Annotated in this window: 21 protein-coding genes; all 21 read right to left on the bottom strand. The window is 53.0% G+C overall.

Annotation, left to right across the window (positions count from 1 at the left end; all coding sequences use genetic code 11):
* Window positions 1-311: 311 nt before the first annotated feature.
* Window positions 312-584 (bottom strand): 30S ribosomal protein S17, encoded by a 273-nt coding sequence (gene rpsQ, locus HF984_RS04960; protein ID WP_168614577.1) that lies wholly within the window; start codon window positions 582-584, stop codon window positions 312-314.
* A 5-nt stretch (window positions 585-589) separates the two neighbouring features.
* Window positions 590-823 carry a 50S ribosomal protein L29 gene (gene rpmC / locus HF984_RS04955; protein WP_168614576.1) on the bottom strand — a complete coding sequence of 78 codons (234 nt, stop codon included), beginning with the start codon at window positions 821-823 and terminating at the stop codon, window positions 590-592.
* Window positions 824-826: 3 nt separating this feature from the next.
* Window positions 827-1243, bottom strand: a complete 417-nt coding sequence (rplP, locus tag HF984_RS04950) for a 50S ribosomal protein L16 (protein ID WP_168614575.1) — start codon at window positions 1241-1243, stop codon at window positions 827-829.
* Window positions 1244-2047 carry a 30S ribosomal protein S3 gene (gene rpsC, locus HF984_RS04945; protein WP_168614574.1) on the bottom strand — a complete coding sequence of 268 codons (804 nt, stop codon included), beginning with the start codon at window positions 2045-2047 and terminating at the stop codon, window positions 1244-1246.
* A complete protein-coding gene (gene rplV / locus HF984_RS04940) occupies window positions 2048-2413 on the bottom strand; it encodes a 50S ribosomal protein L22 (RefSeq protein WP_168614573.1) in 366 nt (121 codons plus the stop codon).
* A 58-nt stretch (window positions 2414-2471) separates the two neighbouring features.
* Window positions 2472-2753: a 30S ribosomal protein S19 gene (rpsS, locus tag HF984_RS04935; protein ID WP_168614572.1), complete on the bottom strand. Its 282-nt coding sequence runs from the start codon at window positions 2751-2753 to the stop codon at window positions 2472-2474.
* 12 nt (window positions 2754-2765) lie between these two features.
* Window positions 2766-3602, bottom strand: coding sequence for a 50S ribosomal protein L2 (gene rplB / locus HF984_RS04930; protein WP_168614571.1), 837 nt, complete (start codon window positions 3600-3602; stop codon window positions 2766-2768).
* 39 nt (window positions 3603-3641) lie between these two features.
* Entirely contained in the window at window positions 3642-3947 is a 306-nt protein-coding gene (rplW, locus tag HF984_RS04925) for a 50S ribosomal protein L23 (protein WP_168614570.1), read from the bottom strand.
* Complete coding sequence (gene rplD, locus HF984_RS04920; protein WP_168614569.1) at window positions 3947-4570, bottom strand: 50S ribosomal protein L4; 624 nt, start codon at window positions 4568-4570, stop codon at window positions 3947-3949. The genes rplW and rplD overlap by 1 nt, the downstream gene beginning before the upstream one ends.
* A gap of 5 nt (window positions 4571-4575) precedes the next feature.
* Window positions 4576-5232, bottom strand: a complete 657-nt coding sequence (rplC, locus tag HF984_RS04915) for a 50S ribosomal protein L3 (protein WP_168614568.1) — start codon at window positions 5230-5232, stop codon at window positions 4576-4578.
* Between the two features lie 16 nt (window positions 5233-5248).
* Entirely contained in the window at window positions 5249-5557 is a 309-nt protein-coding gene (gene rpsJ / locus HF984_RS04910) for a 30S ribosomal protein S10 (protein ID WP_168614567.1), read from the bottom strand.
* A gap of 491 nt (window positions 5558-6048) precedes the next feature.
* A complete protein-coding gene (brnQ, locus tag HF984_RS04905; RefSeq protein ID WP_168614566.1) occupies window positions 6049-7434 on the bottom strand; it encodes a branched-chain amino acid transport system II carrier protein in 1386 nt (461 codons plus the stop codon).
* 241 nt (window positions 7435-7675) lie between these two features.
* Window positions 7676-8866: an elongation factor Tu gene (gene tuf / locus HF984_RS04900; RefSeq protein ID WP_168614565.1), complete on the bottom strand. Its 1191-nt coding sequence runs from the start codon at window positions 8864-8866 to the stop codon at window positions 7676-7678.
* A gap of 199 nt (window positions 8867-9065) precedes the next feature.
* On the bottom strand, window positions 9066-11183 hold the full coding sequence (gene fusA, locus HF984_RS04895; protein ID WP_168614564.1) for an elongation factor G: 2118 nt from the start codon (window positions 11181-11183) through the stop codon (window positions 9066-9068).
* A gap of 75 nt (window positions 11184-11258) precedes the next feature.
* Window positions 11259-11729, bottom strand: coding sequence for a 30S ribosomal protein S7 (gene rpsG, locus HF984_RS04890; protein ID WP_168614563.1), 471 nt, complete (start codon window positions 11727-11729; stop codon window positions 11259-11261).
* Window positions 11729-12103, bottom strand: coding sequence for a 30S ribosomal protein S12 (rpsL, locus tag HF984_RS04885; RefSeq protein ID WP_168614562.1), 375 nt, complete (start codon window positions 12101-12103; stop codon window positions 11729-11731). The genes rpsG and rpsL overlap by 1 nt, the downstream gene beginning before the upstream one ends.
* Before the next feature lie 478 nt (window positions 12104-12581).
* A complete protein-coding gene (locus tag HF984_RS04880; RefSeq protein WP_168614561.1) occupies window positions 12582-16472 on the bottom strand; it encodes a DNA-directed RNA polymerase subunit beta' in 3891 nt (1296 codons plus the stop codon).
* A 73-nt stretch (window positions 16473-16545) separates the two neighbouring features.
* Window positions 16546-20043, bottom strand: a complete 3498-nt coding sequence (gene rpoB / locus HF984_RS04875) for a DNA-directed RNA polymerase subunit beta (RefSeq protein WP_168614560.1) — start codon at window positions 20041-20043, stop codon at window positions 16546-16548.
* A gap of 396 nt (window positions 20044-20439) precedes the next feature.
* A complete protein-coding gene (locus HF984_RS04870; protein ID WP_247596466.1) occupies window positions 20440-21921 on the bottom strand; it encodes an L-serine ammonia-lyase in 1482 nt (493 codons plus the stop codon).
* A gap of 104 nt (window positions 21922-22025) precedes the next feature.
* Window positions 22026-23141 (bottom strand): glycine cleavage system aminomethyltransferase GcvT, encoded by a 1116-nt coding sequence (gene gcvT, locus HF984_RS04865; protein WP_168614559.1) that lies wholly within the window; start codon window positions 23139-23141, stop codon window positions 22026-22028.
* A 170-nt stretch (window positions 23142-23311) separates the two neighbouring features.
* Window positions 23312-26155, bottom strand: coding sequence for an aminomethyl-transferring glycine dehydrogenase (gcvP, locus tag HF984_RS04860; RefSeq protein ID WP_168614558.1), 2844 nt, complete (start codon window positions 26153-26155; stop codon window positions 23312-23314).
* Window position 26156: the final 1 nt, after the last annotated feature.

The following is a 26156-nucleotide window of genomic DNA, read 5'->3' as shown; positions in this document are numbered from 1 at the left end:
CTCACATTAAGACCTGGCGGGTTCTGCACATGGGTTTCAGACGGCCGTTGAGCTCGTATCAGCGGGTGTTCTCGGTAGTTCGCGGGTTGGTGTTTTTGGCGGCTGGTGGGACTTTTGAATAAGCCTCGAAAAACACGGCATTTACCGACTGATTTAGCCCTAGCAAATCTTTTACTAAGCCTTACCTTATCTTTAAGTAAGTTATACTTCAATTTCTACCGTTTGGCCCACTGGATTAAAACAAAAAGGCTCCTTCCACTTTCGTGGAAGGAGCCTTTTTAGCTCATGTTCTAGTAGAGAACGAAAAGGGCTTACTTAGCCTTTTCGATAATCTCTACCACGCGCCAGCGCTTTGACGCTGACAGCGGGCGAGTCTCTGCCAAACGAACCAAGTCACCGATACCAGCAGTGTTCTGCTCGTCGTGTGCCTTGATCTTTGAGCTACGGCGCATAACCTTGCCGTACAGTGCGTGCTTAACGCGATCCTCGACCTCAACGACTACAGTCTTGTCCATTTTGTCGGACACTACGTAGCCACGGCGAGTCTTGCGGTAGCCGCGCTCTTCAGTCTTTACTTCACTCACTTGACTTAACCTTCGGTTGAGGGACGAATACCGAGCTCACGCTCACGCAGCACGGTGTAAATGCGTGCAATATCGCGCTTGACGGTACGGATACGACCGGGGTTTTCAAGCTGGCCGGTGGCTGCCTGGAAACGGAGGTTGAATAGTTCCTCCTTCGACTTGCGCAGCTCGTCAGCCAGGTTCTCGTTGGAGAGCTCTGCGAGCTTGTCGATGTTCAGATCCTTTGATCCAACTGCCATTTCTTATTCACCACCTTCGCGACGCACAACGCGTGCCTTCATCGGGAGCTTGTGGATTGCGAGGCGCATAGCTTCGCGTGCCACTTCTTCGGATACACCGGAGAGTTCAAACATGACTCGACCGGGCTTTACATTTGCGACCCACCATTCGGGTGAACCCTTACCGGAACCCATACGGGTTTCAGCAGGCTTCTTGGTCAACGGACGGTCGGGGTAAATGTTGATCCAGACCTTACCGCCACGCTTGATGTGACGGGTCATAGCAATACGTGCAGCCTCAATCTGACGGTTGGTCACGTATGCAGGGCTCAGTGCCTGGATGCCCCACTCACCAAAGGTAACCTCGGTGCCGCCCTTGGCGAGACCGTTACGCTTGGGGTGGTGCTGCTTGCGGTACTTTACTCGACGGGGAATAAGCATTTATGCCTCACCGTTTTCTGCAGTCTTTGCTTCAGTGTTTGCTGAAGCGTTGTCGTTACGACGTTCACGACGAGGACCACGGTTGCCACCACGACGGCGGTCACCATCACGGCCACCACGGCCGCCACGACGGTTACCTGCAGCCTGCTGTGCAGCCAGTTCCTTGTCGGTCAGGTCGCCCTTGTAGATCCATACCTTAACACCGATGCGACCGAAGGTGGTCTTAGCTTCGAAGAAGCCGTAGTCGATGTTTGCACGCAGGGTGTGCAGGGGTACACGACCTTCGCGGTAGAACTCTGAACGTGACATTTCAGCGCCACCGAGGCGGCCTGAGCACTGGATACGAATACCCTTAGCGCCTGCGCGCTGTGCTGACTGAATAGCCTTCTTCATTGCGCGGCGGAATGCCACACGTGAAGCGAGCTGCTCTGCGATGCCCTGTGCAACAAGCTGTGCTGACAGGTCAGGCTGTGCAACTTCGAGGATGTTCAGCTGAATCTGCTTACCGGTGAGCTTTTCCAGCTCGCCGCGAATACGATCAGCTTCTGCACCGCGGCGACCGATAACGATACCGGGGCGTGCAGTGTGGATGTCCACACGTACGCGGTCACGGGTACGCTCGATTTCTACCTTTGCGATACCTGCGCGCTCCATGCCCTTGGACAGGAGTTCGCGAATCTGAACGTCTTCTTTTACGAAGTCAGCGTAACGTTCGCCAGGCTTGTTGGAGTCTGCGAACCACTTTGAAACGTGTCCGGTGGTGATGCCCAGTCGGAAACCGTTCGGGTTAATTTTCTGACCCATTTAGCGGCCCTCCTCCTCTGACGGGGTCGCAACAACCACGGTGATGTGGCTGGTGCGCTTGTTGATGCGGAATGCGCGACCCTGTGCACGAGGCTGAAAACGCTTCATGGTGGGTCCTTCATCCACAAATGCTTCGCTGATGAACAGCTCTTCTTCCTTGAAGGAAACGCCTTCAGCGTTTGCCTTCTGGCGAGCGTTTGCAACAGCTGATGCAACGATCTTGTACACCGGTTCTGAAGCGCCCTGAGGAGCGAACTTCAAAATTGCCAGAGCCTCTTCCGCTTGCTTACCACGGATCAGGTTGACGACTCGGCGTGCCTTCATAGGCGTAACGCGTACATAGCGCGCTGATGCCTTGGCTTCCATGCCTATCTCTCTTTCGTCTTTGCCGAAAGGGTTACGAGACTAAATCGGTATAACCGACTTAGCGACGCTTACCCTTACGGTCGTCCTTCACATGGCCACGGAAAGTACGGGTGGGCGCAAACTCGCCGAGCTTGTGTCCAACCATTGACTCGGTAATGAATACCGGTACGTGCTTACGTCCGTCGTGCACTGCGATGGTATGTCCGAGCATGTCGGGGATAATCATCGAGCGGCGGGACCAAGTCTTAATTACATTCTTGGTACCCTTCTCGTTCTGAGCTGCAACCTTCAAGAAAAGGTGCTGATCAACGAAAGGGCCCTTCTTCAAACTACGAGGCATGTTTCAGGCTCCTTAGCGCTTCTTGCCAGTACGACGGCGACGAACAATGAGCTTGTCGCTTTCCTTGTTGGGACGACGGGTACGACCCTCGGGCTTACCGTTGGGGTTAACCGGGTGACGGCCACCTGAGGTCTTACCTTCACCACCACCGTGGGGGTGGTCAACCGGGTTCATAACGACACCACGAACGGTCGGGCGGATGCCCTTCCAGCGGTTACGTCCTGCTTTACCCCAGTTGATGTTTGACTGCTCTGCGTTGCCAACTGCACCAACAGTTGCGCGGCAGCGAACGTCAACATTGCGGATTTCGCCTGAAGGCAGACGCAGCTGAGCGTACTTGCCTTCCTTAGCCACGAGCTGGATTGATGCGCCAGCTGAGCGGCCCATCTTAGCGCCGCCACCGGGGCGAAGCTCTACAGCGTGGATAACGGTACCAACGGGGATGTTACGCAACGGCAGGTTGTTGCCGGGCTTGATATCTGCGCTGGGACCTGATTCAACAACGTCGCCCTGCTTGAGACGGTTAGGAGCGATGATGTAACGCTTGGTGCCGTCTACGTAGTGCAGAAGTGCGATGCGAGCGGTACGGTTGGGATCGTACTCGATGTGTGCAACGCGTGCGTTTACGCCGTCCTTGTCGTGACGACGGAAGTCGATCAGACGGTACTGACGCTTGTGTCCGCCACCCTTGTGACGGGTAGTGATGCGACCGGTGTTGTTACGGCCGCCCTTTTTAGGAAGCGGGCGAACCAGGGACTTTTCCGGGGTTGAGCGAGTGATTTCTGCGAAATCTGCAACGCTCGAGCCACGGCGACCCGGGGTCGTCGGCTTGTGCTTACGAATACCCATTTAGATATTTTTCCTTCGCTAAAGTGGTCTCCGCGGGCCTTATGCCTGCGGACCGCCGAAGATGTCGATGGTGCCTTCTTTGAGGGTCACAATCGCACGCTTGGTGTTCTTGCGAGCACCCCAGCCGAAACGGGTGCGCTTGCGCTTACCTGCACGGTTGGCGGTGTTTACTGAAGCAACCTTTACATCGAAAATAGTTTCGATAGCCTGCTTGATTTCCAGCTTGTTTGAGCTGGGGTCAACCAGGAAGGTGTACTTACCTTCATCGAGCTGTGAGTAGCTCTTTTCTGACACGACGGGTGCAATAACAACGTCGCGGGGATCTTTGTAAGTCAGGACGCTCATTACTTAGCGGCCTCCTTCTTAGCCTTAGAAGCAACTGCGACGAATACGTCAAATGCATCCTTGGTGAATACAACGTCATCTGAAACCAGAACATCGTAGGTGTTCAGCTGGTCAGCGTAGAGAACGTGTACGTTTTCAAGGTTACGAGCTGACAATGCAACAACGTCTTCCTTGCGATCGATAACAACGAGAGCGTTCTTACGAGCTGAGATTGATGCAAGTGCTGCCTTTGCTGCCTTGGTTGAGGGCTTGGTGCCTTCTACCAGGGTTTCAACAACGTGAACGCGACCGTTACGTGCGCGGTCTGAAAGTGCGCCACGGAGTGCAGCTGCAATCATCTTCTTGGGGGTACGCTGTGCGTAGTTACGCGGAGTAGGACCGTGTACAACGCCACCGCCAGTCATATGCGGTGCGCGGATTGAGCCCTGACGTGCACGGCCGGTACCCTTCTGCTTGAAGGGCTTACGACCTGCGCCGGAAACTTCGCCGCGGTTCTTAGTCTTGTGAGTGCCCTGGCGTGCTGCTGCAAGCTGTGCAACAACTACCTGGTGAAGCAGAGGCACTGATGCCTGTGCATCGAACAGGTCTGCGGGCAAATCTACCTTGAGGGTCTTAACAGCCATTGTAATTAGGCTCCCTTCACAGCAGTGCGAACCAGAACAACGCCGCCCTTAGGACCGGGGATTGCACCCTTGATCAAAAGTACGTTGTTTTCTGCGTCTACACCCTGGATAGTCAGGTTCATGGTAGTGTGACGTGCTGCGCCCATACGGCCAGCCATACGCATACCCTTGAACACACGTGCGGGGTATGATGCGCCACCAATTGAACCGGGCTTACGGTGATTCTTGTGAGCACCGTGTGATGCGCCTACGCCTGCGAAGCCGTGACGCTTCATGACGCCTGCGAAGCCCTTACCCTTGGTCTTGCCAACTACGTCAACCTTCTGACCTGCTTCGAAGAGCTCTACGGTCAGTTCCTGACCGAGGGAGTACTCAGCAGCATCTGAGGTGCGGAGTTCAACGAGGTGACGGCGAGGAGTTACGCCAGCCTTCTCGAAGTGACCAGCCAAAGGCTTGGTTACCTTGCGAGCTTCAATAGCGCCGAAACCGATCTGAACAGCTTCGTAGCCGTCGGTTTCTGCATTGCGCAGCTGGGTTACTACGTTGGAATCGGCCTTGACGACAGTAACCGGCACGAACTTGCCGTTTTCGTCCCAGACCTGGGTCATGCCAAGCTTGGTGCCGAGCAGGCCCTTCACCTGGCGTTCGAATTTGTTAGTCATTTTTGAGACGATCCTCTTACAGCTTGATTTCGATGTTCACGTCTGCCGGAAGGTCAAGACGCATAAGTGCATCAACAGCCTTCGGAGTCGGATCAACCACGTCGATAAGACGCTTGTGAGTACGCATTTCGAAATGCTCGCGGCTGTCCTTGTACTTATGGGGTGAACGGATAACTACGTAAACGTTCTTTTCGGTCGGCAGCGGCACGGGGCCAACTACTGTAGCGCCTGCGCGCGTAACCGTCTCAACGATTTTCCGAGCTGATGAGTCAATAACCTCGTGGTCATATGACTTCAGACGGATGCGGATTTTCTGTCCCGCCATCTGTCGGACTCTCTTTCTGAAGTACTTCCCTGTAACGGAGCGTTTGCTCCTTATTGTGGCGCTTTATAAGGAAAAGAACTAACGAAACTTCGAGAAGTTCTTTTGCGCCGCTTCAATCAGACTGAATCCGAGGTTTCGGGTTCCTCAACCTGTTGAAGCACCGACCCCCGCGCTCGGGCGTGTCGCATAAAACCTGCTAAACATTTTCCGAGCACATTTAGAATCGGGTCATATTTGGGCTTATCTGGCATCCATTCTTGTGAGAATTTTTGCTCGTATACAGCGATAAGCGCTTGAACAACGTTTACTATCTTGCCAGATACCCCATATGAACGCAACACATATATGAACCAAGTGGTTAGAGACACAAAGAAGCTATTCTCAGATTTTCAGAATGACTCCCCTACTCGTCTAGTAAAGATCCTTTCGTAGATACAAAAAATGGGACGTCACCATCACTGGCAACGCCCCATTTCCTACTCGTCTAACATTTATTGCGCTTCTACGCGACGCTCAGCTTCAGCTTGGGTTTCGCCACCCAATCGAACAGCACGCTTTGAGCCCATCAGGTCAATAACAAAACCAATAATTCCACCGATGACAGTGGGAACTACCCAGCCCAGTTGCTGAGCGTGTCCCGGTGACCAGTCAATGGCAGAAGCAATGACGTTTGCTCCAATTCCAAGGCTCTCCAGCGTCATGAGACCCGCCCACACAATGGAGACTATCAAAGCCAGTTTAAAGGTCATGTTCAGACGTCGCCCCGTCAACGGTTCAAACAGCGTCAAGAAAATGAGAGTAATTGCTGAAGGGTACAAGAAACCAATAATTGGCCCAGCAATGGCAATCACGGTTTCAAGACCGGTGGTTGATACTACGAACGCAATAAGAGTAAAAATGATCAACCATGCACGGTAAGACACCTTCGTGAATAATGCAGCAAAAAACTCTGAACATGCACCCAGCAGTCCAACTGCGGTTGTCATGCAAGCAAGCAAGACGATGAGCCCAAAGACAACAGCTCCTGCGCCGCCCATGAGGATGTTAGATGCCTCAGCCAGCAGAGTAGCTCCATCGCTAAAGCTTTGCCCGTTAGGCATACGGTGTCCGATAACGCCCAAGCCTAAGTAGACAGCACCGAGAATAAGACAAGCGATAATTGCTGATTTAAGGACGCTGCTCACCAGCTGGGGTCCACGTGGTACGCCTTTTTCACGAATCGAGCTGACAACTACAATTCCAAAAGCCAGACCAGCCAACGAGTCCATCGTCAGATATCCCTCCACAAAACCTGTTGCATAGGGAAGAGACTGGAAATCCTCAGCGGGCTCAGCGGGCGCACTCGTCATCTTTACAAGCGCCATCACAATGAGCACCAAAAGCAATATGAGCAATGCGGGTGTCAAATATTTACCCAAGCGGTCGACAATACCGGTGGGCTCGAATGCTAACGCCAAAGCAATAGCAAAGAAGACAGCAGAAAAAACGATTCGCGATCCCCAAGAATCCCATCCAAAATTTGGGGTCACAATAGTTGAAAAGCTTACTGTCGCGGTACGAGGTAGAGCGTAAAAGGCACCAATTGAGAGGTAAACAAGGACCGGGAAAATCAGACCAAATACTTTGCCGCCTCGCAAAGTGAGTGAACGAATATCGCTTCCAGTGATAGCAATAGCAATCACCGCTAGAGCAGGCAGTAGGACGCCGGTCGTCAGAAAGCCCAAAATAGCCGGGGGAAAATTATCCGCTGCTTGAGCACCAAGAACTGGCGGGAAAATCAGGTTTCCGGCACCGAAAAACATCGAAAAAAGCATCATCGCAGCAACGATGATAATTCCGTTATTTCCCTTTGCACGAGAAGAATCTGAATGAGACATAAGGTTGATCCTCAGTAAATTGATAATGCCCTACAACCCTAGTCCCTAAAACAAATGAATAGCTTACTTTGAGGGCTCTCATTCAAGAATCCAGGTTTGACATTCCTCACGTTCTTAAAATTCATAGAATGGCACGCACTTTTGACTTTAAACAAAAGTGGAGCCCGTAACTGTTGCTACGGACTCCACCTAGAAAGATCAACCTAAGTTCTTAGGTTCACGTTCTCTAAGATTCGCTCAATTACTTGATGATCTTGGTAACGCGACCTGAACCAACGGTGCGGCCACCCTCACGGATAGCGAAGCCGAGGCCCTCTTCCATTGCGATTTCCTGGATGAGCTCAACGGTCATCTCGGTGTTATCGCCAGGCATAACCATTTCGGTACCCTCGGGAAGAGTGATAACGCCGGTTACGTCAGTGGTACGGAAGTAGAACTGAGGACGGTAGTTTGAGTAGAAGGGGTTGTGACGGCCACCCTCATCCTTTGAAAGGATGTAAACGTTTGCCTCGAACTGAGTGTGGGGGGTGATTGAGCCGGGAGCTACAACAACCTGACCACGCTCAACGTCGTCACGCTTCAGACCACGAAGAAGCAGACCACAGTTCTCGCCTGCCCATGCTTCGTCGAGCTGCTTGTGGAACATCTCGATACCGGTAACGGTGGTCTTCTGGATGGGGCGGATACCAACGATCTCAACCTCAGAGTTGATCTTGAGGGTACCACGCTCTGCACGGCCGGTAACAACGGTACCGCGACCGGTGATGGTGAAAACGTCCTCGATAGGCATGAGGAAGGGCTTGTCGGTTTCACGAACAGGATCCGGAATGTAGTTGTCAACTGCATCCATGAGTTCTTCAACCTTAGCTACCCACTCAGCGTCGCCTTCAAGAGCCTTGAGAGCTGAAACGCGGATAACGGGAGCGTCGTCGCCGTCGAATTCCTGTGATGACAGAAGGTCGCGAACTTCCATTTCAACGAGGTCGAGAAGTTCTTCGTCCTCAACCATATCTGACTTGTTGAGTGCAACAAGCAGGGTGGGAACGCCAACCTGACGAGCAAGAAGAACGTGCTCGCGGGTCTGTGCCATGGGGCCGTCGGTAGCTGCAACCACGAGGATTGCGCCGTCCATCTGAGCCGCACCGGTGATCATGTTCTTGACGTAGTCAGCGTGGCCGGGAGCGTCAACGTGTGCGTAGTGGCGCTTCTCGGTCTGGTACTCGATGTGAGCAATGTTAATGGTAATACCGCGCTGGCGCTCTTCAGGAGCGGAGTCGATCATACCGAAGTCGCGCTGCTCGTTCAGGTCCGGGTACTTGTCAGCCAGAACCTTGGAGATTGCAGCGGTAAGGGTGGTCTTACCGTGGTCAACGTGACCAATGGTACCAACGTTTACGTGAGGCTTGGAGCGCTCGAACTTAGCCTTAGCCAAGGGTGTTCCTCCTAGAACAGTTTTGAATACATGCTGCGGTTTCAACAACCGGCGCAACCCGTATGAAAACGGTCTAGCCATAACAATAGCGGATTACGCCGGCATGTTGAAACTGGATGATGTACTCAAAGTATCATTTTTGTGAAATTTAAGTGTGACTTTACAGCGTTTCGCTCATAAAGTCACGGGCAATGAGATTTTACTCTCCGCCACGAGCCTTCTGAATGATTTCGTCGGCAACAGCCTTCGGAACCTCAGAGTAGCTATCGAAGGTCATGGTGTATACTGCACGACCCTGGGTCTTTGAACGCAGGTCACCGATGTAACCGAACATTTCTGACAGCGGCACGTGTGCGTGAACAATCTTCACACCTGCAGCGTCTTCCATGGACTGAATCTGACCACGGCGTGAGTTCAAGTCACCGATAACGTCACCCATGTATTCCTCAGGGGTACGAACTTCAACAGCCATCAGCGGTTCGAGGAGAACCGGGTTAGCGCGCTTAGCGCCTTCCTTGAAAACCATTGAGCCTGCGATCTTGAACGCCATTTCAGATGAGTCAACATCGTGGTAAGCGCCATCAATCAAGGTTGCCTTTACACCAACAACGGGGTATCCAGCGAGGATACCGAGCTGCATAGCGTCCTGGATACCAGCGTCAACGGAGGGGATGTATTCGCGGGGAACACGACCACCGGTAACGACGTTATCGAACTCGTAAAGCTCTTCTGCATCCAGTGCGATAGGTTCGAATGAAACCTGAACCTTCGCGAACTGACCGGAACCACCGGTCTGCTTCTTGTGGGTGTAGTCGACCTTTTCGACCTTCTTCTTGATGGTCTCACGATAAGCAACCTGAGGCTTACCGATGTTAGCCTCAACCTTGAATTCGCGCTTCATGCGGTCAACGATGATGTCGAGGTGAAGCTCACCCATACCACCGATTTCGGTCTGACCGGTTTCTTCGTTCAGTGAAACGGTGAAGGTGGGGTCTTCCGCAGACAGCTTCTGAATAGCGGTTGACATCTTCTCCTGGTCACCCTTGGTCTTGGGCTCAACAGCCACGAAGATCACGGGAGCAGGGAAGGACATTGACTCAAGAACGATGGGGTTAGCCATATCGCACAGAGTATCACCGGTGGTGGTGTCTTTCAGACCGATAGCAGCGTAGATGTGACCTGCCTGGATCTCATCAACAGGGTTTTCCTTGTTGGAGTGCATCTGGAAGAGCTTACCGATGCGTTCCTTCTTACCCTTGGTTGAGTTCTGAACCTGCTGACCTGATGATGCCTTACCTGAGTAAACGCGGATGTAGGTGAGCTGGCCGTAGAAGGGGTGTGCCGCAACCTTGAAGGCGAGAGCTGAGAACGGCTCATCGCTTGAAGGCTTACGAGTCATCTCCTTCTCTTCGTCCTTGGGGTCGTGACCGATCATCGGGGGCACGTTCAAGGGTGAAGGCAGGTAATCGATAACAGCGTCGAGCATGGGCTGTACGCCGCGGTTCTTGAATGCTGAACCACAGAATACGGGGTATGCTTCGTTGTTAACGGTCAACTGACGGACGCCAGCCTTGAGTTCCTCGATGGAAAGCTCGCCTTCTTCAAGGTACTTTTCCATGAGTTCTTCTGACGCCTCGGCTACGTTTTCAACGAGCTCTGCACGGTACTGCTCAGCGCGTTCCTGAAGTTCTTCAGGGATTTCACGGGTCTCGTATGAAGCACCCATGGTAACGTCGCCCTTAGCATCGCCAGGCCATACAAATGCCTGCATGGTCAGCAAGTCAACAACGCCAACGAAGTCGTTTTCAGCACCGATGGGGAGCTGCATAACGAGGGGCTTAGCGCCGAGACGCTTAACGATGGTGTCTACGGTGAAGTAGAAGTCAGCACCCAGCTTGTCCATCTTGTTGACGAAGCAGATACGGGGAACTTCGTACTTATCAGCCTGACGCCATACGGTCTCTGACTGGGGTTCTACACCCTCTTTACCATCGAATACAGCAACTGCGCCGTCCAAAACGCGCAGTGAACGCTCAACCTCAACAGTGAAGTCAACGTGGCCGGGGGTATCGATGATGTTGATCTGGTTGTTCTTCCAGAAACAGGTGGTAGCAGCAGAAGTAATGGTAATACCACGTTCCTGCTCCTGTGCCATCCAGTCCATGGTTGAAGCACCATCGTGGGTTTCACCAATCTTATGGTTAATACCGGTGTAGAACAAAATACGTTCAGTAGTGGTGGTCTTACCGGCGTCAATGTGCGCCATAATACCAATGTTGCGGACCTTATTAAGGTCGGTAAGCACGTCTTGTGCCACTTGTCTCTCCCTTTGTGAAGATACTTTGAAAGCCTGCCAGATTCATATATCAAATCTGGCAGGCTACTCAAAGAATTACCAGCGGTAGTGTGCGAAGGCCTTGTTAGACTCAGCCATCTTGTGTACGTCTTCGCGACGCTTCACAGCGGCACCGAGACCGTTGGACGCATCCAAGATCTCGTTCATCAGACGTTCAGTCATGGTCTTTTCGCGGCGGACCTTTGAGAAGCCAACGAGCCAGCGAAGTGCAAGCGCAGTTGCGCGACCTGCACGAACCTCAACCGGAACCTGGTAAGTTGCGCCACCAACACGGCGTGAGCGCACTTCCAGTGAAGGCTTGACGTTGTCCATAGCCTTCTTCAAGGTTACTACGGGATCAGAGCCGCTCTTCTGAGCAACACCTTCGAGTGCACCGTAAACAATGCGCTCAGCGGTTGATTTCTTACCGTCAACCAGAACCTTGTTAATGAGCTGAGTTACCAGCGGTGAACCGTAAACCGGATCATTGACGAGAGGACGCTTGGGAGCGGGACCCTTACGAGGCATTACTTCTTCTCCTTCTTAGCGCCGTAGCGTGAACGAGCCTGACCACGGCCCTTAACACCCTGGGTATCCAGAGCGCCACGAACGATCTTGTAGCGAACACCGGGGAGATCCTTAACACGACCACCGCGAACGAGCACGATTGAGTGCTCCTGCAGGTTGTGACCCTCACCGGGGATGTAAGCGGTTACTTCAACGCCACCGTTGAGCTTTACACGAGCAACCTTACGGAGTGCTGAGTTCGGCTTCTTAGGGGTGGTGGTGTACACACGGGTGCACACGCCACGCTTCATGGGGCTGCCCTTCAGAGCGGGCGCCTTAGTCTTTACGACCTTAGGAGTACGGCCCTTGCGGACCAACTGCTGAATTGTAGGCACTATTCGTGTTCCTTGATTGTTCTTAGAATTTACCGATCTTCGTCCGGATAAATCCCTTGTCGATTGCTTGCCTCAGCTTTCCCAGCAAGAGAAAAGTATCTGGGCATGCGTAAAAATGGCATTTAGGCGTCAGATCAAAAATGATCAACGCCAAAGGACTGTATCCATACTGCCATTGATTCGAAGCCAGATAGCAACGTATCTGTTGTAACAACAGATCAGAAAATTCATATTTTCACACTGAGGCTAACTACTTCACATAAAACTATAGCGGCATACGAGCGCTTAAGCTAGCCCGTTAACACCGCGATATCGCTACATATGGCTTAAATTCGATGATTTACGACACTTAGAGTCTGCCAAATTGCACCGATGTAACTTATGCGACTTTTGGCTAACTACTTTAGCCACCAAAAACCAAGGACGCGGCCCTCCCCCGGTGGAAGAGAAACCGCGTCCTTTATTTATCAGCTAGTGATTACTGACCGAAGTTGTAATCATCCAGCGGAATAGCCTGGAACTCAGGAGCAACAGAACCCTCGTTCTCAGCAGCGTAGCTGAAATCAGAGAACATGGTCGGAGTTGCTGAGTACAGTGACTCACGAGCCTCGTCAGTAGGCCCAACTTCAACATCGTTGTAGCGTGCCAGACCGGTACCAGCCGGAATGAGCTTACCGATGATGACGTTCTCCTTAAGACCAACCAGCGGATCAGACTTGCCTTCCATAGCAGCCTGAGTCAGAACGCGGGTGGTCTCCTGGAAGGACGCTGCAGACAACCATGACTCGGTAGCCAGTGATGCCTTGGTAATACCCATCATTTCCGGACGACCAGCCGCAGGACGCTTGCCTTCTGCAAGTGCCTGACGGTTAGCTGACTGGAAGGTCGTGGACTCTACCAGCTCACCGGGCAACAGTGAGGTATCGCCGGATTCAATCACGGTGACGCGACGGAGCATCTGACGGACGATAACCTCAACGTGCTTATCGTGAATACCTACACCCTGTGAACGGTAAACGCCCTGAACCTCATCAACCAAGTGCTTCTGAGCCTCACGAGGACCACGAATACGCAGAACCTCCTTGGGATCAACAGCACCGGAAACCAGCTGGTCACCAACGTTGACGTGATCGCCTTCAGCCACATTCAAACGTGCACGACGCAGAACGGGGTATGCGATAGGCTCATCGCCGTTGTCAGGAGTAACTACGAGCTTGTAGGACTTCTCGGTATCTTCAATCGAGATACGACCTGCAACCTCAGAAATCGGAGCAACGCCCTTAGGGGTACGTGCTTCGAAGAGCTCCTGAATACGGGGCAGACCCTGAGTAATATCGTCTGCTGATGCAACACCACCGGTGTGGAAGGTACGCATGGTCAGCTGGGTACCGGGCTCACCAATTGACTGAGCCGCAATAATACCAACAGCCTCACCGATATCAACCAAGTTGCCGGATGCCATGGAGCGACCGTAGCACAGTGCACAAACACCGACTGCGGACTCACAGGTCAGGACTGAGCGAACCTTGACTGACTCGATACCAGCAGCAAACAGCTTCTCGATAACGGGATCGGAAACGTCCTCACCAGCAGAAACCAGTACGTTACCTTCAGCGTCCTTGATATCAACAGCAAACGCACGACCGTGGATTGAGTTCTCAACCTCATCATGCAGGGTTACTGCACCGGTCTCTTCGTCAACCTGAACCAAAGGCAAGGTCAGACCACGCTTGGTGCCACAGTCGTGCTCGCGAACGATAACGTCCTGTGAAACGTCAACCAGACGACGGGTCAAGTAACCGGAGTTTGCGGTACGAAGCGCGGTATCAGCAAGACCCTTACGCGCACCGTGGGTTGCGATGAAGTACTCCAAGACCGACAAGCCTTCACGGTATGAAGACTTAATCGGGCGAGGCATAATTTCACCCTTCGGGTTTGCCACAAGACCACGGATACCCGCAATCTGGCGAACCTGCATCCAGTTACCACGCGCACCTGAAGTAACCATTCGGTTAATGGTGTTCAAACCTGAGAGGTTATCGCGCATAGCTGCAGCAACCTCGTCAGTTGCCTTGGTCCAAATATCAATCAGTTCGGTACGACGCTCGTCATCGTCAATCAGACCGAGATCGAACTGGCTCTGAATATCAGCTGCCTGCTTCTCGTAGCCTTCCATAATGGCGGGCTTGGTCGGAGGCGCAGCAATATCTGAAACCGCAACGGTAACGCCTGAACGTGATGCCCAGTAGAAACCGGTGTTCTTCAGGTTGTCCAAGGTACGTGCCACGACGTCCATGTGGTACTTCTCAGCCAGATCGTTAATCAGAGCACCAAGGCCCTTCTTATCTGCAACGCCATCGTACCAGGGGTAGTCAGCGGGCAGAGTCTGGTTGAACAGAACCTGACCAACAGAGCAGTCAACGAGCAGGCGGTCACCGGGCTGGTAACCTTCCGGAAGCTCGTAACCTGCCGGAGGCACAAAGTCATCAAGAGCGATCTTGACCTTGGTGTACAGCTCAATCTCGTGCAGATCCATTGCCATGATTGCTTCAGCCAATGAGCTAAACGCACGACCCTCGTTCTTCTCACCATCACGCGGAGTGGTCAGGTGGTACAGACCGATAATCATATCCTGGTCAGGAACCGCAACAGGACGGCCGTCTGAGGGCTTCAAAATGTTGTTTGATGAGAGCATCAAAACACGAGCTTCAGCCTGAGCCTCGGGTGACAGCGGCAGGTGAACTGCCATCTGGTCACCGTCGAAGTCAGCGTTGAACGCTGAACATACGAGCGGGTGCAGCTGAATAGCCTTACCTTCAACGAGCTGAGGCTCGAACGCCTGAATACCCAGGCGGTGAAGGGTAGGTGCACGGTTCAAGAGCACGGGGTGCTCGGTGATGATCTCTTCGAGAACGTCCCACACCTGCGGGCGGAAACGCTCCACCATACGCTTTGCGGACTTAATGTTCTGAGCATGGTTGAGATCAACAAGGCGCTTCATCACGAAGGGCTTGAACAGCTCAAGCGCCATCTGCTTAGGCAGACCACACTGGTGCATCTGCAGCTGAGGACCACCAACAATAACTGAACGACCTGAGTAGTCAACGCGCTTACCCAGAAGGTTCTGACGGAAGCGACCCTGCTTACCCTTAAGCATGTCTGACAGTGACTTCAGCGGACGGTTACCCGGGCCAGTCACAGGACGACCGCGACGGCCATTGTCGAACAGTGAGTCAACAGCTTCCTGCAGCATACGCTTTTCGTTGTTCACGATAATCTCGGGAGCACCAAGATCAAGCAGACGCTTGAGGCGGTTGTTACGGTTGATCACACGACGGTAGAGGTCGTTCAAGTCGGAGGTCGCAAAGCGGCCACCATCAAGCTGAACCATGGGGCGAAGTTCCGGCGGAATAACCGGCACAACGTCCAAGACCATACCCAAAGGTGAGTTATCGGTAGTCAAGAATGAGTTGACAACCTTAAGACGCTTCAGCGCACGGGTCTTCTTCTGACCCTTACCGGTCTGAATGATTTCCTTCAGAGCGTCAGCCTCAGCCTGCATGTCAAAGTTCTCAAGGCGCTTCTTAATGGATTCAGCACCCATTGAGCCCTCGAAGTACATGCCGTACTTATCAACCATTGAGCGGTAGAGCGCCTCATCACCTTCAAGGTCAGCAACCTTGAGGTTCTTGAAACGGTCCCATACCTTGTCAAGGAACTCGATTTCGCGTTCGTGATTCTTGCGAACTGACGCCATCTGACGTTCAGCCTGCGCACGAAGCTTATCGATCTGCGACTTCTTGCCGCCCTCAGCCTCAATGCGAGCGAGTTCCTCTTCGGTCTCGCGAGCAATCAGGTTGATGTCGGAGTTCATCTGATCGGTGAGAACCTTCTTGTCACGATCGTGAGCTGCCTGAAGATTCGGCAGATCCTCGTGACGCGCGTCCTCATCAACGCTGGTAATCATGTACGCAGCGAAGTAGATGATCTTTTCAAGGTCCTTCGGAGCCAGATCAAGCAGGTAACCCAAGCGTGAAGGAACACCCTTGAAGTACCAGATATGAGTTACAGGAGCAGCAAGCTCAATGTGACCCATACGCTCACGACGTACTTTAGCGCGGGTAACCTCAACACCACAGCGTTCGCAGATGATGCCCTTGAAGCGTACACGCTTGTACTTACCGCAGTAGCACTCCCAGTCGCGGGTAGGACCGAAGATACGCTCGTCGAACAAGCCCTCTTTCTCAGGCTTCAGGGTTCGGTAGTTAATGGTCTCAGGCTTCTTAACCTCGCCGTATGACCAGCCGCGGATATCCTCGGCGGTGGCAAGGCCAATACGCATCAAACCAAGTGAAGATTCGTTGGACATTTGGTCCTTATCTCTTTTCCGTAAGTTTTGAAGACTTCTAATTTTTAGGATGCGGGTGCTAAACCGAGAAGGTTTAGACCTCTTCTACTGAGTTCGGCTCTGCGTGTGACAGGTCGATGCCCAGTGCATCCGCTGATCGGTAGCCTTCATCCTCAACATCGCGCATTTCAATGGTCTGACCGTCGGTTGAAAGAACTTCAACGTTCAGGCACAGTGACTGCATTTCCTTGATGAGAACCTTGAAGGACTCGGGGACGCCCGGCTCGGGGATGTTCTCGCCCTTAACGATTGCCTCGTAGACCTTCACGCGACCGTGAACATCGTCAGACTTAATCGTCAGGATTTCCTGCAGGGTGTAAGCGGCGCCGTATGCTTCGAGCGCCCAAACTTCCATCTCACCAAAGCGCTGACCGCCGAACTGAGCCTTACCACCCAGGGGCTGCTGGGTAATCATTGAGTAAGGACCGGTTGAGCGTGCGTGAATCTTGTCGTCCACCAAGTGGTGCAGCTTCAAGATGTACTGGTAACCCACAGAAATCGGCTCCGGGAAAGGCTCACCTGAGCGACCGTCAATCAAACGTGCCTTACCGGTACGGTTGATCAAACGCTCACCGTCGCGGTTGGGGTTGGTGTGATCGAGCAGGTCGAACAGCTCGTCTTCGTACGCACCGTCGAACACGGGGGTTGCAACGGTGGTGGGGCCTGACTCCTTGGGGAAGTTCGGCATGCGGTCGAGCCATGCGGGGTTGCCTTCAATCTTCCAGCCCTGCTTAGCCAACCAACCGGTGTGAACCTCAAGAACCTGACCGATGTTCATACGGCCGGGAACACCCATGGGGTTCAGGATGATGTCAACGGGAGTACCGTCTTCCATGAAGGGCATATCTTCGATGGGAAGAATCTTTGAGATAACACCCTTGTTACCGTGGCGGCCTGCAAGCTTGTCGCCGTCGGTAATCTTACGCTTCTGAGCTACGTACACGCGTACGAGCTGGTTCACGCCTGCGGGCAAATCTTCGTCATCATCGTCACGGTCGAAAATACGAACGCCGATAACGGTACCTGACTCACCGTGAGGAACCTTCAAAGAAGTATCGCGAACTTCGCGTGACTTCTCACCGAAGATTGCACGGAGCAAACGCTCCTCAGGAGTCAATTCAGTTTCACCCTTGGGGGTTACCTTACCGACGAGGATATCGCCTGCTTCAACCTCAGCACCGATGTGGATGATGCCGCGCTCATCAAGAGCTGACAGAACGTCCTCGGATACGTTGGGGATGTCGCGGGTGATTTCTTCTGCACCCAGCTTGGTGTCGCGAGCGTCAATCTCGTGCTCTTCAATGTGGATTGAAGTCAGAACGTCGTCTGAAACCATGCGCTGGGACAGGATGATGCCGTCCTCGAAGTTGAAGCCTTCCCATGACATGTATGCCACGAGCAGGTTCTTACCGAGTGCAAGCTCACCGTTGTCGGTTGAAGGGCCATCTGCAATGAGGCCACGAGCTTCAACGCGGTCACCTTCGCGTACAACAACACGGTTGTTGTAGCAGTTACCGGGGTTGGAGCGTGAGAACTTCATAATCGGGTATGAAGAAGCGGTGCCGTCGTCGTTGCGAACTACAACGAGGTCAGCTGAAACCTCGGAGACAACGCCTGCCTTCTTAGCAAGAACAGAGTCGCCTGAATCCAGTGCTGCGTACTTCTCCATCCCGGTACCAACAAGCGGAGCTTCTGACTGAAGCAACGGCACAGCCTGACGCTGCATGTTAGCACCCATCAGTGCTCGGTTAGCGTCGTCGTGTTCCAGGTAAGGAATCAACGCGGTTGCTACAGACACCATCTGGCGAGGCGAGACGTCCATGTACTGAACCTCTGCGTTCTCAACCAGAACAGCTTCGCCAGAACCATCGCCTGCACGGCACAGAACCTGATCTTCGCTAAAGCGGAAATCATCGTCCAAAGGTGCGTTTGCCTGCGCAATAATAGCGCCCTTTTCGTCATCAGCGGTGAGGTACTTAACCTCGTTGGTGACCTGACCGTCGCGAACGATGCGGTAAGGGGTTTCGATGAAGCCGAAGGGGTTGATGCGACCGTAGGTAGCCAATGAACCAATCAGACCAATGTTCGGGCCTTCAGGGGTTTCAATGGGGCACATACGACCGTAGTGAGACGGGTGAACGTCTCGAACTTCCATGCCTGCCCGGTCACGTGATAGACCACCGGGGCCAAGCGCTGACAAACGACGCTTGTGGGTCAGACCTGCCAGCGGGTTGTTCTGGTCCATGAACTGTGACAGCTGTGAGGTACCGAAGAACTCCTTGATGGATGCAACAACCGGGCGGATGTTGATCAGTGACTGAGGAGTGATTGCCTCGGCGTCCTGGGTGGTCATACGCTCGCGTACAACGCGCTCCATGCGGGACAAACCGGTGCGAATCTGGTTTTCAATCAATTCACCAACAGCTCGGATGCGACGGTTACCGAAGTGGTCGATATCGTCGATATCAACGCGGATGTCGGTCTCTTCGCCATCGCGGATGCCCTTGATGGATGAGCCACCAGCGTGCAGGGTTACCAGGTAACGAATCATCGCTGCGATGTCGTCCTGGGTGAGAACCATTGCGCTGGGATCGTTCAAAGGAGTGTCGATACCGAGCTTGCGGTTCACCTTGTAGCGGCCAACCTTCGCGAGGTCGTAACGCTTGGGGGTGAAGTACATGTTATCGAGCAGAGCCTGAGCAGCATCCACCGTCGGGGGCTCGCCCGGACGCAACTTACGGTAGATATCGAGCAGAGCCTCTTCGCGGGTCTCAACAGAGTCCTTTTCGAGGGTTGCACGGATGGAGTCGAACTCACCGAATTCGCTCAGAATCTTAGCTTCGGTCCAGCCAAGTGCCTTCAGCAAAACAGTCACTGACTGCTTACGCTTACGGTCAAGGCGAACGCCAACCTGATCGCGCTTATCGATTTCAAGTTCGAACCATGCACCGCGTGAAGGGATAATCTTCGCGCTGTAGATGTCCTTATCTGAGGTACGATCGGCTGACTTTTCAAAGTAAGCACCGGGTGAACGTACCAGCTGTGAAACAACGACGCGCTCGGTACCGTTAATGACGAAGGTACCTGACTCGGTCATGAGCGGGAAGTCGCCCATGAACACGGTCTGCTGCTTGATTTCGCCGGTGTTGTTGTTCATGAATTCGGCCTTGACGTACAGCGGAGCCGAGTAGGTCGCGTCGCGATCCTTTGACTCTTCCATGGTGTACTTGGGGTCAGCGAATTCAGGATCGGAGAATGACAGGGACATGGTGCCCTGGAAGTCTTCGATCGGGGAGATTTCTTCGAAGATTTCAGCAAGACCTGAAATCTGAGCAACTGAGTTGTCGCCGGTTTCCTTTGCTGCTTCTACGCGAGCTTCCCAGCGTTCGTTGCCTACAAGACGGTCGAAGCTGTCAGTCTGCAGTGAGAGCAGATTGGGAACCTGAAGGGGTTCGGAAATTTTTGCAAATGAAATGCGGCTGGGTGCACCGCCGCTAGCGGTTTGGTTATTAGAGGTGCTCGAGGCGACCAAGATTGGATCCTTCCACAGACCTGTTAGATTTGCGACACTGTATCCCGCCAGAGGAAAGGTCGTTACGTGGAATTCTTGAAAGTCAATAACCCCGCTAGTGATAACCCTATGAGGGGATTACCGCTGGTTGAGCTTTAGCTGTTTGCAGGTTGACTGTTCAAGAAATCGTGTGACGTCTTTACTCTGTATTCAACATGCCCACCGCTATATGAAGGCACAGAAGGTTAGGGAAAGCGTAAGTATTTACATTACAGCAACACAGAAAAATTGTCTATACCTTCTAGGGTAAGATTTTGCAACTTTCAGATGCTAAATCGGCACAATTATCCTCTAAAAACACAAAACCTACGCAGTTTTGAAACGCGTAGGCTTTGTGTTTAGTTTTTCATGAATAAATTAGCACTCCACGACGTTGACAGCCAGACCGCCCATAGAGGTTTCTTTATAGCGGTTAGACATGTCTTCACCGGTCTGACGCATAGTTTCGATGACCTGATCGAGAGAGACGCGATGCTGACCATCTCCACGCAAGGCAATACGGACAGCGTTGATTGCCTTGGTAGCAGCCATAGCGTTTCGCTCGATACACGGAATCTGAACCAGACCACCCACCGGGTCACAAGTCAGACCAAGGTTGTGTTCCATCGCGATTTCAGCGGCGTTTTCCACCTGCTCCACGGTTCCACCCATCACCTGAGCCAAACCTGCTGCCGCCATGGAGGACGCGGTACCAACCTCGCCCTGGCATCCCACTTCAGCACCAGAAATGGACGCGCGCTTCTTATACAGCGCTCCAACAGCCGAAGCCGCCAGGAAGAAGTCAACGATTGCGTCATCCTGTGCTTTCTGACCGTGGCTACGAACCGAGGGAACGTAGTTCAACGCATAATGCAGAACAGCCGGGATAATGCCCGCAGCACCGTTGGTAGGCGCGGTTACGACACGTCCGCCAAAGGCGTTTTCTTCATTGACGGCAAGAGCGATCAGGTTAACCCAATCGGTTGCCATTTCCATGGACTTACCGCTGTCTTCTTCCATCAAATCACGATGCCACTGACCGGCGCGGCAACGAACCTTGAGGTTACCAGGCAAGTAACCGACGCGAGAGAGCGATGAGCCAATGCACTCACGCATGACCTGGCGAATAGCCAAGATACCTTCTCGCACCTCTTGCTCTGAACGCTCAGATTTCTCGTTTTCCATCTTGAGCTGAGCGATGGTAAGGCCATTTGAGTTAGCCATGTCAACCATTTCTTCAGCCGAACCGAAGGGGTAAGGAGCGTGGTCAAGCCCGCCACCGGACGCTGCCTCTTCATTTTCTTCAATAATGAAGCCGCCACCGATCGAGAAGTAGGTACGCTCAAGGAGCACCTTCTCCCTCGCAAAAGCCGCCACCTTAATACCGTTTGTATGACGCGGCAAGATAGTAAGCGGACGCAGAGTCATGTCTGACTCTTTATAGTTCACTACGGGGCCTTCAACCAGACCCTGGTCACGAGACGGAGCGCCCTTCTCATAGGTTGCGGAACTAAAACCGGCCAGCGGCAAAGTGCCATCAACCTGGTTACGTTCCATCATGCGATCAGCATCAGCGATGCTAATGGTCTCGGGAACAAAACCGCACAGACCCTTGAGTGCTGCGCTCATAGTGCCGTGACCGGCGCCGGTGGCAGCCAAAGAACCATACAAGTCAATGTGTACACGATCTACAGACTCAAAGACGCCTTCGTCAATAAGCTCTGCAACAAAACGGTTGGTTGCACGCATCGGTCCAACGGTGTGGGATGAGGAAGGACCAATACCAATGCTGAATAGATCAAAAACGCTGATGTCGTATTCCAGCGCCTCTGCCTGCTTAAGTTCGGAACTAATGTCCAAGAATATTCGCCTTCTTCTTTGCGGTGCACACAAGCGCACCTACTGTCTATGATGCCTCAGAATGAGGGGTGCTTATTCATTTTTTAATAAGCACCCCTATTATTCTATTTTTCGCGCTTATAAAAAGGAAGCTCAACTACATCGAAGGGAGCCTGCTTGCCGCGAATATCAACATTAATGGTGTTACCAACAGTTGCATAATCGGTTTCTACCAAAGCCATGGCAACGGGGTACCCCAGTGTGGGCGAAGGAATGCCGGAGGTGATCTCGCCAATCGTCTTCTCACCATCAACCAGTGTTGATCCGGCACGAGCAGGACGCTTAGCCTGCGCCTTCAAACCAACCAGCGAGCGCGCGGGTGCAGACTCAGCCATCTTTGCCAACGCCTCGCGTCCTACAAAATCAGCCTTTTTCTTGGTCAGAGCAATTTCAACCAGTCGGCCCAAGCCAGCTTCAAAAGGAGTAATGTCCAGACCGAGCTCGTGACCGTAGAGCGGCATGCCCGCCTCCAGTCGCAAAGAATCGCGGGCTGCCAAACCGGCAGGCTCAACTCCCTCATCTTTGCCAGCTTCAAGAGCGGCATCCCAAATAGTCTGCGCATCCGCGTTCTTCACATAGATTTCAAACCCGTCTTCGCCGGTGTAACCGGTACGAGCCAACAAAATTTCGACTCCGGCAATTGTTACAGGCACAGAGGCGTAGTAACCGAGCTCGCGCACAGCGTCTTCATCGCTGACGCCCATTGCCAGAACAATCTTCTCTGAAAGAGGACCCTGAACAGCAACCAAAGAAGTCTCTTCAGACTCATTGGTGAACTCAACATCAAAATCACCGACGCGCTCGCTCATCGTCTTGAAATCGACCTCAACGTTTGCCGCATTCGGTACAACCATGAATTCATTATCAGCTAGACGGTAAGTAATGAGGTCGTCGATGACGCCGCCCTCTTCATTAACCAAAATCGAATACTTAGCCTTGCCGACCTTCAAAATCGACATATTTGAGACCAGCGCGTAGTCCAAAAATGCGCCTGCGTCTGCACCTTTCACACGGAACTCACCCATGTGCGAGAGATCAAAAACGCCAGCAGACTGACGCACGGCGTGGTGCTCAGCAACATCGTTCTTGTACTTCAGCGGCATATCCCATCCACCGAAATCGGTAAATGATGCGCCCAACTTATCGTGGGCATCGTAAAGAGCTGTTTTTTGAGGAGTCATAATATAAAACCTTCTGTTGACGGTGCTTCGTTGCACCCTTTAAGAAAATGAAAAAGAGAACGCAGAGCGCGGCGAGACGCCGTTGATAAAAGACAGCCCCGCCGCGCTTGCTAGTGTCCGCTGCTCGTAAAACGCAGGGGCTACGAAGCTATGTCTCGGGCGCGAACTTCTTACTTGTACTCGATGTCGAATGCGTCCATCGGAGGGCAATCACACACAAAGTTGCGATCGCCGCCCACGCCATCGATGCGTCCTACAGACGTGAAGTACTTAGCCTGATGCAGCGAAGCAACAGGGTAAGCTGCCTGGCTACGGGTGTAGACACGGTCCCAGGTATCTGAGGTGACGTCTTCAAGAGTGTGGGGTGCATGACGAATGACAGAGTCTTCAACGCTGACCTTGCCATCGATGATTTCCTGAATCTCAGCGTGGATGCTTTCCATAGCCTCAATAAAGCGATCCAGCTCCTCCAAGTTCTCAGACTCGGTAGGCTCAACCATCAGGGTGCCGGGAACAGGGAACGCAAGGGTAGGTGCGTGGAATCCGTAATCCATCAATCGCTTACAGACGTCCTCAGCCGTGACCTTGGACGCCGCAGTCAGCTCACGCAAATCCAAGATGCACTCGTGAGCAACAAGGCCGGTTTCAGTTGAGGTGTAAAGAACCGGGTACTTGTCTGAAAGCTTCTTAGCAATGTAGTTAGCGTTCAAAATTGCGTACTCACTGGATGCGCGCAGACCCTTTGCACCGGTCATTGCGATGTACATCCACGAAATCGGCAGTACACCGGCTGAACCGAACATAGCCTGAGAAATCGGCAGAGGTGCACCCTCGATATTGCCTTCTGCATCGGCAAGGTAACCGTTACCGGGTAGGTACTTCCCAAGGTGAGCACCCACAGCAACAGGACCAACGCCGGGGCCACCACCACCGTGAGGAATAGCGAAAGTCTTATGAAGGTTGAGGTGTGAAACATCGCCGCCGAACTGACCGGGCTGAGCCAGACCCATCTGAGCGTTGAGGTTCGCACCGTCAACGTAAACCTGACCGCCAGCATCATGGACCAACTGGCAAACGTCCTTGACCTGCTCTTCAAACACACCGTGCGTTGACGGGTAGGTAATCATAATGCCCGCAATGGTGTCGCTGTACTTCTCAATCTTTGCCTTGAGATCGTCAACGTCAACAGAGCCGTCGGACGCGGTAGCAACAGAAGCAACCTTAAGACCGGCAAGTGCAGCTGAGGCAGCGTTAGTACCGTGTGCCGACTGCGGAATCAAAACGATATCGCGCTGCGTATCGCCATTATCTTCGTGGTATGCGCGGATAGCGCGAAGACCAGCGTACTCACCCGATGCGCCAGAGTTAGGCTGCAGTGAAATTGCGTCGTAGCCGGTAATTTCGGTGAGCCAACCTGAAAGTTCATCGATGAGAAGCTTCCAGCCCTTTGCCTGATTCTCAGGAACCAGCGGGTGAATAGCCGCGAACTCAGGCCAAGAAATGGGTTCCATCTCAGCAGCTGAGTTGAGCTTCATGGTGCATGAGCCCAGAGGAATCATAGTGCGATCAAGCGCGAGATCCTTGTCAGACAAACGACGCAGGTAACGCATCATAGCGGTTTCTGACTGGTAGAGGTGGAAGACCGGGTGCTGCATGTACTCGTCAGTACGCAAAAGCTCAGCTGCCAGCTCATACCCTTCTGCTGATTCCGGCAGGGTTCCGCCCAGAGCCTTCACAAGACGTGCCAAAAGTTCTTCACCGTGAGACTCGCCCACAGAAATTGAAACGCGGTCAGCATTGATACGGCGGATATTGACGCCGGCCTCAAGCGCTTGAGCAACCAGTTCATCGGCGCGTCCTTTAGCTTCGAGAGCAACAGTGTCAAAGAAGCTATCGTGAACGACCTTCAAGCCTGCTTCTGAAAGGCCAGCAGCGACGCGTGAAGCATTAGTGTGCAGACGCTCAGCAATAGCACGCAGACCGGCAGGGCCGTGGTACACAGCGTACGCACCAGCGACAATTGCAAGAAGCGCCTGAGCAGTACAGATATTTGAGGTCGCCTTCTCACGACGAATATGCTGCTCACGAGTCTGCAATGCCAGACGATACGCGGGCTTACCCGCAGCGTCCTGTGAAACACCCACCAGACGGCCGGGAAGGTTACGCTCCATACCCTTGTGAATAGCAAGGTACGCTGCATGCGGGCCGCCGAAGAAGAACGGCAGACCAAAGCGCTGAGTGTTACCCACAGCAATATCAGCGCCAAGCTCGCCGGGAGACTTCAGCAAGGTAAGCGCCAGCAGGTCAGCATTAATTGCCACCAGCGCATTACGCTCGTGAGCGTCCTTCACCAGCTGAGCGACATCACGAACTTCACCGTCGTGAGCGGGGTACGCGAACACAACACCGTACAAATCGCCCTCAGGCAAACCGTCGGAGAAGTCAGTAATCACAAAATCAATGCCCAACGCATCGGCACGCCCCTTGACGACAGAAAGAGTCTGCGGAAGCACACGTGAATCAATAGCAAAGAAGCCATTCTTCACCTTCTTATTTGCGCGGTGCATCATCACAACGACCTCAGCAACTGCGGTGGATTCATCCAACAAAGACGCGTTAGCGATATCCAGGTCGGTCAGTTCCATCACGGTGTTCTGGAAGTTCAACAGAGCCTCAAGACGACCCTGCGAAATCTCAGGCTGGTAAGGAGTGTACGAGGTGTACCAGCCGGGATTCTCAAGAATGTTGCGGCGCAATACAGGCGGGGTAACAGCATCGTAATAACCCGCACCAATCATCTGCGCGTACACGTCGTTCTGAGCTGCATACTCTGCAAGCTTTGCCTGAGCCTCGTGCTCGCTCAACGCCTCGGGCAGGTTCAAATCGGCATCAAGTCGGATCTGAGAGGGAACTACTGCATCAATCAGCTTATCGAGAGACTCATAACCCAAATCTGAGAGCATCTGCGCAGTCTCATTTTCGTTGGGGCCAAGATGACGGTCGGTGAAGGACATG

The organism is Rothia terrae, assembly GCF_012396615.1.
Classification (GTDB): Bacteria; Actinomycetota; Actinomycetes; order Actinomycetales; family Micrococcaceae; genus Rothia; species Rothia terrae.
The sequence above is the reverse complement of the archived record's forward strand: the minus strand, read 5'-3'. Positions and strand labels throughout refer to the sequence as shown.